Raw genomic sequence first — 12,956 nt, 5'->3', positions numbered from 1 at the left:
GCGGTCGCTTCGCGCGCAGGCAGGACGTTGTTAGTCCTGTCGTAAGCTGGCCGTTACGAACGATGCGAAGCGTAACGAAGGAAACGTAAGGCTAGTCCATGATTGTTGGTCCTTAAGTGCGCGGTAACCACGCGTGGGAATGCTGCGGCGATCCACGCGGGACACGCGTGTACATCTGCAGTGGGCGCGAAATCCAGGGGCCTGGCGCCGTCGAGCACGACGCGTACGGACTAACCGTGCAGATTCTCGTTTCGCCCAATCGATGATCATCCCTCTCCGGTGGTCTGTAGCCCGGCCGCCAAATCCCCGCTCATTTCGCCCAATTCAGGCTCATTTGCTGTTGGACGGTCTTTATAACGATTAGTTATACGAAATTCGAACTCGTCTGATTGGTTCTTCTTTCTCGTCCGTGCAAATTTTGCTTGAAGCGTTTCTCACCCATTGTCGAGAAAGGAAATCCGGATGAAGAGCGAGCAGACTGCACCGACCCATCTTTTTGCCACCATCGGCGCGCTCACTGAGCGCGGTGGGCGGGTAACCGAGGCCACGAGCGGCCTCACAGTCGCCGGGCTTGTCGTTGCCCGTGTTGGCGATGTCGTCACTTACGAGGATGGCAGCGAGGCCGTCATTGTGGATGGTGCAGGCGAATATGCGATTTGCAGCGACAAGCCGTTTGCGCTGGTGGGTAGCAGGTTGAGCAACGGCGATCGTATCGTCGAAACGCTTCAGCGGTTGTCGGGAATTCACGTACCGGCTGGCGAAACGGCCGGAGGGTTGTTTAACGAGGATTATGCGCCGCCGCCTGCACTGCCGCGATACAGGTTGGCTGTACGAGGAGCCACGACCGCGCGAGGCGGTGCGTTGCGCGAAGCTACCGGCACGTGGGACACCGGTGTTGGGCTTGGCAAGGCTGGCGTCGTGGGTAATCAAATTCACTACGCAGACGGTTCGACCGCGCGAATCATAAGCGGTCTTGGGCTGGTGGATAACGGAGACTTCCAGCCGCTGGCTTTCGTCGGTAGCGAACTAGATAACGGCGACGTCATTACCGATAGCCCTGAGCGTAATGGTCTGGTATCTGCTAACGCCTTCACAGTGGTGAAACGTTCAACCGTTGTGCATCGAGGCGAGACCTCATGATTCGTTATTTCCTTGCCAAAGGGGATCAGGGCGGCAGCGCCACGATTACGGAAGGATTGGAGGACGTAACCTGTTCCAATCCGCCGCCGCGCGTGCATATCGCAACGCTGTACATGAAGACGTACTGCACGGCATGCAAGCAGGAAGGGTTTGTCGCCCCGGAGGGCCCACGCTGGCCGGGCACAGGGCCAAACGGCAAGCCGTGGGCGTTGAGTGGTGATATCAACGTCTGCGATTGCAAGCCGCCACCTGTTTTCTATGCCGAGCGCGGCATGAAGATGACATTTACCGCAGACGAGGTGGCGCGGTTGACGGGGAAGCATGGCTTAGGCGTCGCCCCTGTAAGAAGAGGCATGGCAGTCCACGATCAGCAGTTCGTTATTCGCAACAAGAAATCCAGGAAACCTGTTGTGGGCGCGCGGTATTGGATCACAAATTGCCGTGGCGACGTGCTGGCTTCAGGGATTACCGATGCGCAGGGGCATACCGTGCGAGTGATCACGCCGGAGGCTGAATCGGTAAAGCTCGAGGTCATCGGAGAAATAGAATGAGTGACGGTGATCGTGTGGCGATTGCAGAGGCGATGACGGACACGAAAGAAGGTTCGTTAATCGAAGCATTGATATCGAATGGGCCACCCATCTGCCCAAACATGACTGATGCGGAATTTCGCCGTATGGTCCTAACGTTACGCGATAGAGCCGTACAAATGATTGATGTACGGCTCGTAGACTTGCGCAAGTGGGGGGCGCTCGAACGTCAACGCGTCGCAACGTGGTTTGGCTCAAGCGATGAAACGATTCGGCAACGTCTGACAGTCGGCCTCGCACGAGTAAGTCGGGTGATGCGCGATCTCAAGCCTGGAAACTTTGTTCGTCAATCAGAGGAGCTTGATCGATATCTTGGTTGTACGCCGAACAACAAGGACCCTGATGGTGCCGTCGCTCATGTTTGCGCCCCTGACACCGCTACACATACTATTTGTATCCACGAAAAATTTTGTGGGATGCGCCCCATATCCAGTGCGAAGGACTCGATGCTATCGACTCTGATTCATGAGTGCACTCACTTCTCCGACACTTTTGGCGCTCAGGATCATCAATATTTCATGCGCAAGTGCTTGGTCTTGGCTCGGACGCGCCCCGATCTCGCAATCAACAATGCGGATAGCATTGCCGGGTATATTATCTATGAGGATTAGAGGCAGTGTGGCAGCGCGATCCTGGTTGAATCTGATTGGGTCCAACGGAAAATTGATATGGTAAAAGGACCTGCATGTATCGCACTCGCATTTTTCTCGGCAGGGACATTCGCCTGCTCCCCAGTCCATACACTTGATGTTTCGTTTGAAAGAGATTCTGCCAAGGTGTCCAGCGATGAGATCACAAGGCTGGCCAATTGGGCGATAGACCTTCAACTCAAATATCCCAATCTCGATCGTACGTCTGTCGGTGGCCTTGCCGAAGCTGACGAAAGACAGCCGCACGTGCTGGCTCAACAACGCGCGGAAAGTATCAAGGGGCTTCTAGTCACATTGGGGCTTGGTCGAGCACCTATCGACGTCGATGCCAGGCTTTATAAGTCGCATCATTTGAGCGGTGTGCCGGATAATGGCCGACGAGTAGAAATCGACTTCCTTCCCGGTTGCCCGCATGAATGTCCTTGCCAAGTGAAATGAGGCCTTGGCCGCGAGCCGCCGCGCAGTGCTGCACATTTTGATGGTGTGAAGCAGCCCCTTGCACACCATGCAGTAAGCGCCGGCCGTCACAAGCCGGCGCGTGCTTGGTGTGTCCGTCACAGCACTTCGCACGATCGCTCCGTGCGTCCCCGCCTTTCGCCGCACCCGCAAAGCAAAACGCCACGGCATGCCGTGGCGTTTTTCGTTACCGCTTACCGCTTCTCCGCGCCGTCGTCCGGCGCGACGCGATCAGTGGTGCACGTCGGCGGGACGCCCATCGAAGTCATGTCCGGCGCGACGGATGTCGCAGCGTGCGTCCTTCTCGCCTTTCACGCCGTTGAACACGATGTTCAGGATCACGGCCGTCGCCGATGCCAGCAAAATGCCGCTGTGCAGGATCGGCGCGAGCGCGGGCGGCAGCTTCGAGAAGAAGTGCGGGGACACGACCGGCACGAGGCCCATGCCGACGCTCACGGCGACGATGAACAGGTTGTGCGTGTTGTTCACGAAGTCGACCTTCGACAGCACCTTGATGCCGTTCGCCGCCACCATCCCGAACATCACGATGCCCGCACCGCCGAGCACGAACGGCGGCACCGATGCGACGACCTGCGCCATCTTCGGGAACAGGCCGAGCAGCACGAGGATCACGCCGCCGGTGGCGCACACGAAACGGCTCTTCACGCCCGTCACGCCGATCAGGCCGACGTTCTGCGAGAACGACGTATGCGGGAACGAGTTGAAGATGCCGCCGATCAGCGTGCCGAGGCCGTCGACGCGCAGGCCGCGCACGAGGCGCTCCTGGTTGACCGGGCGATCGACCATGTCGCCGACCGCGAGGAACATGCCGGTCGATTCGATGAACGTGACGAACATCACCGTGACCATCGTCACGATCGACAGCGGGTCGAAGTGCGGCAGGCCGAAGTGGAACGGCATCACGAAGCCGACCCAAGGTGCGTGCGCGACGCCGTCGGTATTCACGCGGCCGATCGCGAAGGCGATCGCGAAGCCGGCGACGATGCCGAGCAGCACCGAGATGTTCGCGACGAAGCCGCGGCCGTACTTGTTGATCAGCAGGATCAGCGTAAGCACGAGCAGCGACAGGCCGAGATAGACGGGGCTGCCGTATTCGGGGTTGCCGACGCCGCCGGCTGCCCAGTTGATGCCCACTTCCATCAGCGACAGCCCGATCACTGCGATCACGGTGCCGACGACGACGGGCGGGAAGAACCGCAACAGCTTGCCGATCATCGGCGCGAGCACGATGCCGATGATGCCGGCCGCGATGGTCGAGCCGAAGATGTCGAGGATGCCGAGGCCGGGGTTGGTGCCGATCGCGATCATCGGGCCGACTGCCGCGAACGTGCAGCCCATGATGACGGGCAGGCGGATCCCGAAGATCCACAGGCCGAGCGTCTGGATCAGCGTCGCGATGCCGCACGAAAACAGATCGGCGCTGATCAGGAACGCGATCTGGTCTTTCGGCAGCTTGAGCGCGGCGCCGACGATAAGCGGCACGGCGACAGCGCCGGCGTACATGACGAGGACGTGCTGCAGGCCAAGCGTTACCAGCTTGCCGGTCGGCAGCACCTCATCGCACGGATGGACCGTGTTCGATTGCATCTGTCTCACTCCATGATCTTGTTTTCGGGGTGATACGAAGTTATGCGGAATGAATCAACGCAACAAGAGCGCTGGGTACTATTCCGTTCTTTGCTGGTTCGATATGCCATTTCGGCATGGAACAGGGTGTCGATCATCGGGAAACGGCCGCAGGAGTGAGGTTCCCCGGTTTTATAGCCCTTCAAAATAGCGCCGGCCCCCGTGTCAAATATAGGCCGCCTTATGGTGTGTATCGGGTGGGCGGCATAGTGGCAAAAAGTGCCTGGGAAAAATCGTGCCGGGTTAACCCGCGAACGGCCGCTTTTGCCTGCAAGGTGCAGCCGGGTGGAACCCGGCCGGCGACCGCGTGTTCGGCCCGCCGCGGTAGCGGCAAAAAACGGGGCGCGCATCACGATCCCGTTATCATCGACATCCGTTCATTCGAATTCGCCCTCACGTCATGCGCCTGCTCGGAATCGACCTCGGCACCGGCTCCGTCAAACTCGTCACGCTCGATGCCGACGGCGTCGAGCGGGCAGTCGCGAGCGAACCTTATGCGCTGTCGTCGCCGCAGCCCGGCTGGGCGGAGATCGTGCCCGATACGTGGTGGCAGGCGCTCGTGCGCGCGGCCGCGCGGCTGCCGGCCGACGAGCGTGCGCAGGTGGCGGCGATCGGGTTCTCGGGGCAGATGCACGGTGTCGTGCTGATCGACGCGGCCGGGCAGCCGGTGCGTCCCGCGCTGCTGTGGCCCGACACGCGCGCGGTGCGCGAAGCGGACGTGGCCGATTGGCCGGCCGCCGGCTTGCCCTTCGCCCCGAACCCCGTCGCGCCGGGCATGGCCGGCCCGCTGTTGCGCTGGCTGGCCACGCATGAACCCGAAGCGCTGCGCGCCGCGCGCTGGGCCGTGCAGCCGAAGGACTGGCTGCGCATTGCGCTGGGCGGCGACGTCGCGGCCGATCCGAGCGACGCGTGCGCGACCGCGCTCGCGACACCCGACGGTGCATGGGATCTCGCGTTGATCGACGCGCTCGGCCTGCCGGCCGACCGGTTCGCACCGGTTCTTCCGTCGAGCGCGCGCTGCGGCACGCTTGGCGCGCAGGCGGCCGCAGCGCTTGGCCTGCCGGCCGGCGTGCCGCTGGCGGCGGGCGCGGCCGACACCGCATGCGCGGCGCTCGGCAGCGGGCTGGCCGCCGCCGGCGACGCGCTGCTGACGACCGGCAGCGGCGGCCAGATCGTCGTGCTCGCGGATGCGCTACCGCCCGCACGACGCGGGCTGCATCGCTATCGCGCGGCGGCCGGCGGCGGCTATTACACGATGGCCGCGATGCAGAACGTCGGGCTCGCGCTCGAAGCCGTGCGCGGCTGGCTCGGCTACGCGCAGTGGGCCGATGCGTATGACGACGCGTTCGCCCACGCGGCGTCGGAACGCCTGTGCTTCCTGCCGTACCTGACGGGCGAGCGTTCGCCGTGGATGAACCCCGATGCGCGCGGCGGCTGGCTCGGCCTCGGGCTCGGCGACACGCGCGGCGCGATGATGCGCGCCGCGTTCGAAGGCGTCGCGTTCGCGTTGCGCGCCGGGCTCGATGCGATCCGCGATGCCGAGCGCGGCGATCCGGTCGCGATGCTGCGTCTCGCGGGCGGCGGCTCGGTCGATCCGCGCTGGCGCCAGTTGCTGGCCGATGCGCTCGGCGCGTCGCTCCACGCGATCGACTGCCCGAACGCCGCGACGCGCGGCGCCGCGCTGCTCGCGGGCGTCGCGATCGGGCACTGGCGGGAAGACGCGCTGCACGCGCTGGCGCCGGCCGCGTCGCCGGTTGCCGCGCCGCGCGACGATCGCGCGCTGGCCGCGCGCCACGCACGCTTCGTCGATCTGTATGCGCGAACGGATGCATGGTTCACGACGGGCGATTAAACTCGAACACTTGTTCTTTTGCGCCAGCGATGACGCATCGTGGCAAGCCGGCGACCGTTTCCCGCACGCGATGCGCGGCCGGACCGGCCATCATGGCGAGCACGAGATTCTTTCGCCGTGCCGTGCGCGATGCCGCGCGGCACGGCTTCGACCGCTTTGCCTGGAACCCGGTGCGAAGCATGGAACCGGCGTCGGTGCTCGCGCACCCGCGCCGGCCGACATGAGCGCTGACGCGCCGACCCGGGCCGACCTCACACACAGACAGGAGTCACACGATGAAGACGAAAGCAGCGATTGCATGGAAGGCGGGCGCGCCGCTGACGATCGAGGAAGTCGATCTGGAAGGGCCGCGCGCCGGCGAAGTGCTGATCGAGGTGAAGGCGACGGGCATCTGTCACACCGACTACTACACGCTGTCGGGCGCCGATCCGGAAGGGATCTTCCCGGCGATCCTCGGCCATGAAGGCGCGGGCGTCGTGGTCGACGTCGGCCCCGGCGTCGGCACCCTGCGCAAGGGCGACCACGTGATTCCGCTCTACACGCCGGAATGCCGCGAGTGCAAGTTCTGCCTGTCGCGCAAGACCAACCTGTGCCAGAAGATTCGCGCGACGCAGGGCAAGGGCCTGATGCCCGACGCGACGTCGCGCTTCTCGCTCGACGGCAAGCCGCTGTTCCACTACATGGGCACGTCCACGTTCTCGAACTACATCGTCGTGCCGGAGATCGCGGTGGCGAAGGTGCGCGAGGACGCGCCGTTCGACAAGATCTGCTACATCGGCTGCGGCGTGACGACGGGCGTCGGCGCGGTCGTGTACTCGGCGAAGGTCGAGGCGGGCGCGAACGTCGTCGTGTTCGGCCTCGGCGGCATCGGCCTGAACGTGATCCAGGGCGCGAAGATGGTCGGCGCGGACAAGATCATCGGCGTCGACATCAACCCGAAGCGCGTCGAGCTCGCGAAGAAGTTCGGGATGACGCACTTCATCAACCCGAACGAAGTCGAGAACGTGGTCGACCACATCGTGCAGCTGACCGACGGCGGCGCCGACTACTCGTTCGAATGCGTGGGCAACGTGAAGCTGATGCGCCAGGCGCTCGAATGCACGCACAAGGGCTGGGGCCAGTCGTTCATCATCGGCGTGGCGGCAGCCGGCGAGGAAATCAGCACGCGCCCGTTCCAGCTCGTGACGGGCCGCGAGTGGAAGGGTTCGGCGTTCGGCGGCGCGCGCGGCCGCACCGACGTGCCGAAGATCGTCGACTGGTACATGGAAGGCAAGATCAACATCGACGACCTGATCACGCACACGCTGCCGCTCGAGCGGATCAACGAAGGCTTCGACCTGATGAAGGCCGGCGAGTCGATCCGCTCGGTCGTGCTGTACTGACCGGGAGCGCACCGCGATGCTCGAACTCGTTTCCTCGCATGCGTGCCACGGCGGCGAGCAGCGTTTCTACCGTCACGATTCGGCGGCCATCGGCCTGCCGATGAAGTTCTCGGTGTACCTGCCGCCGCAGGCCGCGCACGGCCGCGTGCCGGCGCTGTTCTATCTCGCGGGGCTCACGTGCACCGACGAGACGTTCGCGATCAAGGCCGGCGCGCAGCAATACGCGGCGCAGCACGGCCTCGCGCTCGTGATGCCCGACACGAGCCCGCGCGGCGCGGGCGTGCCGGGCGAGACCGATGCGTGGGACTTCGGCGTCGGCGCGGGTTTCTACGTCGATGCGACCGAGGCGCCGTGGTCCGCGCATTACCGGATGGAGTCGTACGTGACGGGCGAGCTGCGCGAGCTCGTCGCGGCCGAGCTGCCGATCGACGGCGCGCGGTTGGGGATCTTCGGCCACTCGATGGGCGGGCACGGTGCGCTGACGCTCGCGTTGCGCCATCCGGGCCTGTACCGGTCGGTGTCGGCGTTCGCGCCGATCGCCGCGCCGACGCGCTGCCCGTGGGGCGAGAAGGCGTTCTCGGGTTATCTGGGCGCCGATCGGGAAGCATGGAAGGCACACGACGCGAGCGAACTCGTCGCGCGTGCCGACGCGCCGAAGTTCGCGGACGGCATCCTCATCGATCAGGGTCTTGCCGATCAGTTCCTCGCGAACCAGCTGAACCCCGACGTGTTCGAAGCCGCGTGCGCGAAGGCCGGCCAGCCGCTGACGCTGCGCCGCCATCCGGGCTACGACCACGGGTACTACTTCATCTCGACGTTCATCGCCGATCACATTGCGCATCACGCGCGCGTGCTCGTACGATGAGCGGGAAGGGAAGCAGCTAACGCTTACGTCGGCACACGGCGCGCGGCACGATCGCGGGCGCATGAAAAAACGCCGGCGCTGCCCTCGGGCACGCCGGCGTTTTCTATTTCCTTCGGGCGGCAATCCGCCTGGCGGTGCTCAGTGGCGCCGCAACAGGCTCGCGCCGTACACGAGCGCCGACAGCGCGGTGATCCAGAAGCTCGTCGGCCAGTCGGTGTGATACGCGAGCACGATGCCGAGCCACGCTTCGAACAACGCGAACAGCGCGGCGAGCAGCACGCCGGTCGATAGCCGCGTCGTCACGTTCTGCGCGGCGGCAGCCGGCCCGACCAGCAGCGTGAACACCAGCAGCACGCCGACGATCTGCGTCGCCGCGGCCACCGCGAGCGCGCACACCGCGAGGAACAGCATCGACACCGTGCGCAGCGACACGCCCTTGGCTTCGGCCAGTTCGGGCTGCAACGACGCGAACAGCAGCGGCCGTGCGATCAGCGCGAGCGCGAGCAGGCTCACCGCGCCGATGCCGGCGAGCACCGCGAGCGTGTCGTGGCTCACCGCGAGCACGTTGCCGAACAGCAGTGCGGTGACCTGCGTCGCGAACGACGTGTAGAAATGCAGGAACAGCAGGCCGAAGCCGAGCGCGCCGGACAGGATCACGCCGATCGCGACGTCGCGGCCCGCGAGCTTCTCGCCGAGCGCGCCCATCCCGATGCCGGCCGCGAGCGTGAAGCCGACCATCCCCCAGATCGGCGAGATGCCGAGCAGCACCGCGCCCGTCGCGCCGGTGAAGCCGACGTGCGACAGTGCATGGCCGGCGAAGGTCTGCCCGCGCAGCACCAGGAAGTAGCCAACGATGCCCGCGAGCACCGCGACGATCCCCGACGCCGCGAAGGCGTTGATCATGAAGTCGTATTCAAACATCGTGCGAATGCCCGGGATGAGCGTGTCCGTGGTGGTGATGGCCGTGGCCGCCGCCACCGCCGTGCGAGTGACCGTCGTCGTCCTCGTGTTCGTGGTCGTGCTTCTCGATTTCGACGTCGCCCGACATCACGAAGATCTTGCCGTTCACGCGCATCACGTCGATCGGCGAACCGTAGAGCCGTGACAGCACCGGCTTCGTGATCACCTCGTCGACGGTGCCGAGCGCGGCCACGCCGTTGCCGAGATACAGCACGCGGTCGAGCGCGTTCAGCAGCGGATTCAGTTCGTGCGCGGAGAACAGCACGGTGATGCCGAGCTCGCGCTGCACGTTGCGCACGAGCTCGACGACGCCGCGCTGGTGGTTCGGGTCGAGGCTGATCAGCGGCTCGTCGAGCAGCAGCAGCTTCGGGTTGCCGAGCAGGCACTGCGCGAGCAGCAGGCGCTGCCGCTCGCCGCCGGACAGTTCCGACAACGGCCGGCGCGCGAGCGTCGGGCCGCCGACGAGGTCGAGCACGCGGTCGACGTCGCGGCGCGTCGCCGCGTTCGTGTGCGGCAGCCCCCAGCGGTGGCCGTCGGCGGCCATCGCGACGAAGTCGTAGCCGCGCATCCGGCGGTTCGCGAGGCCGCTTCGGATCTGCGGCATGTAGCCAATCGACGCGTTGCCGCGCACGACCGGCACACCGCCGACGGACAGCGTGCCGGCCGACACGGGCACGAGGCCGAGCACCGCGCGCATCAGCGTCGTCTTGCCCGCGCCGTTCGGCCCGAGCACGCCGACGAATTCGCCGGGTTCGATCGAGAAGCTGACGTCGCGCAGGATCGTGCGCCCGCCCAGTTCGAGCGTGACGCGATCGACGGCGAGTGCGTGAGGAGTGACGGTCATGTCGTTACGGAGTGTTTATTTCTTGCCGGCGGCCAGCGCGGCCGCGAGCGCGTCGAGCTGGCCGGCCATCCATTGCTGGAAGGTCTTGCCGGCCGGCTGCGTCTCGGTGACGCTGACGGTCGGTACGCCGCCGTCGCGCGCGATCTTCAGCATGCGCTTGGTCATCGGTTCTTCGGCCTGGCTGTTGTAGATCAGCACGCGCACCTGCTTCTTGCGCAGGTCGTTCTCGAATGCGGCGACGTCCTGGGCGCTGGCTTCGGTGTCGTTCATCGTCGCGAGCTGGAAGCGCTGGTTGCGCATGTCGAGGCCGATCGCGTCGGACATGTAGCCGAACACGGGCTCGGTGGCCGTCACCGGCACGCCCTTGTACTGCGCGCGCAGCGCGGCGACCTTGTCGTCGACGGGCTTGAGCGACGCGACGAACTTCTGCAGGTTCGCATCGTATTCGGCCTTGTTCGCCGGGTCGGCGCGGCCGAGCTCGGCCGCGATCGCGCGCGCGGCGGCCGGCATCGTCGCCGGGTCGTACCACAGGTGCGGGTTGTCGCCGGCCTTCTTGCCGACCAGATCGGCGACGACGATCGTCGCGCGCTTGGCCTGCTTCGACGCGCCGAGCAGCTTGCTCATCCACGGATCGTAGTTGGCGCCGTTGTAGATCACGACCTGCGCGTGCTGGAGCGCCCGGGCGGTCTTCGGGCTCGCTTCGAACAGGTGCGGATCCTGGTCCGGATTGCTGAGGATGCTCGTCACCGCGACATGGCTGCCGCCGATCTGCGACGCGACGTCGCCGTAGAAATTCTCGGCAGCCACGACGTTGACGGTCGCGGCCTGCGCCAACGCGGGCGCCGCGAGCGACAGGGCGGCAACGGTGGCGGCGAGCCAGCGGACAGGCGACAGGGCGCGCCGCGGCGCGCGCTTCAGGGCAATGGACATGGAACTCCTCGTTGGAAGGGGCGGCGCGGGCGCCGCGCGAAACGCGTCAGCGTTGCACGGGCTTGTGCTTGCAGTGCCCGCACAGGCCGCTCAGCTCGACGACCTGGTGGTGGACTTCGAAACCGTGCGCGGGCTCGCTCGCGGACAACTGCTTCGCGAGGTCGCCGCCGGGAATCTCGACGGTGTCGCCGCACGAGTCGCAGATCAGGAACTGGCCTTCGTGCGGCACGCCGATCTCGCAGCACGCGAAGAACGCGTTCTTCGATTCGATCCGGTGGATGAAGCCGTGCTCGACGAGGAAATCCAGGGCGCGGTAGACGGTCGTGGGCGGCACGCGGCCGCGCTGCGGCTCGAGCTCGGCGAGCAGGTCGTACGCGCCGATCGGGCGCTGCGCGGCCAGCACGCGTTCGTAGACCTGGCGGCGCAGCGGCGTCCACGCGAGCCCGTGCTCGGCGGCGAATGCGTCGGCCCGGGACAGCCGGGCGTCAATGGACGATGAGGTAGCCATGGCGTGAAGCAGGGCGATGAAACAAAGTATGGCGATGATATAACGTATCGCCGCGCCGTGCAGCGCGAAATCCCGTTTCCGTCCTCGCTCCGTCCCCTTCATCGCCGCTACGACCGCGCCGCACCGTGTGCGCTACGCCTTGCCGGGTGTGCGCGGCGGGCCGCCACGCTGCGCCGTTGTGCCGCAGCGCGTCATAGAAAGCCGTCACGTCGCCTTGACAGCGCGAATCGCGTGTCCGATCATTCGATCACTAACAGAGCAATTGATCGGTTGGCGAGCGTTCGCTCACCTCGCGGCCGTCGACAAGCAGAACGAACCGGAGACAGCCAGTGAGACTGGAAGACAAGGTCGCAATCCTGACGGGCGCCGCAAGCGGCATCGGCGAGGCGGTCGCGCAACGCTATCTGGACGAGGGCGCACGCTGCGTGCTCGTCGACCTGAAGCCGGCAGGCGGCTCGCTCGCGCGGCTCATCGAGGCGAACCCCGGCCGCGCGGTGGCCGTCACCGCGGACGTCACGCGCCGCGACGACATCGAGCGGATCGTCACCACGGCGGTCGAGCGCTTCGGCGGCGTCGACATCCTGTTCAACAACGCGGCGCTGTTCGACATGCGGCCGATCCTCGACGAATCGTGGGACGTGTTCGACCGGCTGTTCTCGGTCAACGTGAAAGGGCTGTTCTTCCTGATGCAGGCCGTCGCGCAGCGGATGGTCGAGCAGGGCCGTGGCGGCAAGATCGTCAACATGTCGTCGCAGGCCGGGCGTCGTGGCGAGGCGCTCGTTTCGCACTACTGCGCGACCAAGGCCGCGGTGATCAGCTACACGCAGTCGGCCGCGCTCGCGCTCGCGCCGCACCGGATCAACGTGAACGGCATCGCGCCGGGTGTCGTCGACACGCCGATGTGGGAGCAGGTCGATGCGCTGTTCGCGCGCTACGAGAACCGGCCGCTCGGCGAGAAGAAGCGGCTGGTGGGCGAAGCCGTGCCGCTCGGCCGCATGGGCGTGCCGGGCGACCTGACGGGTGCCGCGCTGTTCCTCGCGTCGTCCGACGCTGATTACATCACCGCCCAGACGCTGAACGTCGACGGCGGCAACTGGATGAGCTGATATGGCGCCGCTCGCACGCGCCACCC

13 protein-coding genes are annotated in these 12,956 nt (G+C 65.6%); 8 read left to right on the top strand and 5 right to left on the bottom strand.

All coding sequences use genetic code 11. From position 1 onward, the window contains the following. Positions 1–462 precede the first annotated feature (462 nt). The 4 genes from CFB45_RS14755 to CFB45_RS38405 are packed head-to-tail and all read left to right on the top strand — an operon-like array spanning position 463 to position 2,818. A complete protein-coding gene (locus tag CFB45_RS14755) occupies positions 463–1,140 on the top strand; it encodes a PAAR domain-containing protein (protein ID WP_089426221.1) in 678 nt (225 codons plus the stop codon). Next, positions 1,137–1,691, top strand: a complete 555-nt coding sequence (locus tag CFB45_RS14750; RefSeq protein ID WP_089426220.1) for a hypothetical protein — start codon at positions 1,137–1,139, stop codon at positions 1,689–1,691. Before CFB45_RS14755 ends, CFB45_RS14750 begins: the two co-directional genes overlap by 4 nt. After that, complete coding sequence (locus tag CFB45_RS14745; protein ID WP_089426219.1) at positions 1,688–2,341, top strand: M35 family metallo-endopeptidase; 654 nt, start codon at positions 1,688–1,690, stop codon at positions 2,339–2,341. Before CFB45_RS14750 ends, CFB45_RS14745 begins: the two co-directional genes overlap by 4 nt. A gap of 57 nt (positions 2,342–2,398) precedes the next feature. After that, positions 2,399–2,818 carry a hypothetical protein gene (locus CFB45_RS38405; RefSeq protein ID WP_143329844.1) on the top strand — a complete coding sequence of 140 codons (420 nt, stop codon included), beginning with the start codon at positions 2,399–2,401 and terminating at the stop codon, positions 2,816–2,818. Between the two features lie 249 nt (positions 2,819–3,067). Here CFB45_RS38405 and CFB45_RS14735 read toward each other — a convergent pair whose 3' ends face one another. After that, positions 3,068–4,444, bottom strand: coding sequence for a nucleobase:cation symporter-2 family protein (locus CFB45_RS14735; protein WP_174972934.1), 1,377 nt, complete (start codon positions 4,442–4,444; stop codon positions 3,068–3,070). Positions 4,445–4,883: 439 nt separating this feature from the next. Between CFB45_RS14735 and CFB45_RS14730 the strand changes: the two genes are divergently transcribed. The 3 genes from CFB45_RS14730 to fghA all read left to right on the top strand — a co-directional run bounded on the left by CFB45_RS14730 (position 4,884) and on the right by fghA (position 8,582). Further along, positions 4,884–6,335 (top strand): FGGY family carbohydrate kinase, encoded by a 1,452-nt coding sequence (locus tag CFB45_RS14730; RefSeq protein ID WP_089426216.1) that lies wholly within the window; start codon positions 4,884–4,886, stop codon positions 6,333–6,335. Between the two features lie 275 nt (positions 6,336–6,610). Next, a complete protein-coding gene (locus CFB45_RS14720; protein WP_011353045.1) occupies positions 6,611–7,717 on the top strand; it encodes an S-(hydroxymethyl)glutathione dehydrogenase/class III alcohol dehydrogenase in 1,107 nt (368 codons plus the stop codon). Between the two features lie 16 nt (positions 7,718–7,733). Continuing rightward, a complete protein-coding gene (gene fghA, locus CFB45_RS14715; protein WP_089426214.1) occupies positions 7,734–8,582 on the top strand; it encodes an S-formylglutathione hydrolase in 849 nt (282 codons plus the stop codon). A gap of 138 nt (positions 8,583–8,720) precedes the next feature. Here fghA and CFB45_RS14710 read toward each other — a convergent pair whose 3' ends face one another. Genes CFB45_RS14710 through CFB45_RS14695 form a run of 4 tightly spaced genes read right to left on the bottom strand, consistent with a single transcriptional unit; the run spans position 8,721 to position 11,824 of the window. Continuing rightward, the gene (locus tag CFB45_RS14710; protein WP_027789245.1) at positions 8,721–9,503 is read right to left on the bottom strand and encodes a metal ABC transporter permease; all 783 of its coding nucleotides are present in this window, start codon (positions 9,501–9,503) and stop codon (positions 8,721–8,723) included. Beyond that, positions 9,496–10,386 (bottom strand): ABC transporter ATP-binding protein, encoded by an 891-nt coding sequence (locus CFB45_RS14705; RefSeq protein WP_089426213.1) that lies wholly within the window; start codon positions 10,384–10,386, stop codon positions 9,496–9,498. Before CFB45_RS14705 ends, CFB45_RS14710 begins: the two co-directional genes overlap by 8 nt. A gap of 15 nt (positions 10,387–10,401) precedes the next feature. Then, entirely contained in the window at positions 10,402–11,316 is a 915-nt protein-coding gene (locus tag CFB45_RS14700; RefSeq protein WP_089426212.1) for a metal ABC transporter solute-binding protein, Zn/Mn family, read from the bottom strand. 46 nt (positions 11,317–11,362) lie between these two features. Next, positions 11,363–11,824, bottom strand: coding sequence for a Fur family transcriptional regulator (locus tag CFB45_RS14695; protein ID WP_011353040.1), 462 nt, complete (start codon positions 11,822–11,824; stop codon positions 11,363–11,365). Positions 11,825–12,153: 329 nt separating this feature from the next. Here CFB45_RS14695 and CFB45_RS14690 point away from each other — a divergent pair, with 329 nt between their 5' ends. Beyond that, complete coding sequence (locus CFB45_RS14690) at positions 12,154–12,930, top strand: L-iditol 2-dehydrogenase (protein ID WP_089426211.1); 777 nt, start codon at positions 12,154–12,156, stop codon at positions 12,928–12,930. Positions 12,931–12,956 lie beyond the last annotated feature (26 nt).

The organism is Burkholderia sp. HI2500 (genome assembly GCF_002223055.1).
In the GTDB taxonomy this organism is placed as follows: Bacteria; Pseudomonadota; Gammaproteobacteria; order Burkholderiales; family Burkholderiaceae; genus Burkholderia.
This window is presented reverse-complemented; position numbering and strand designations above follow the sequence as displayed.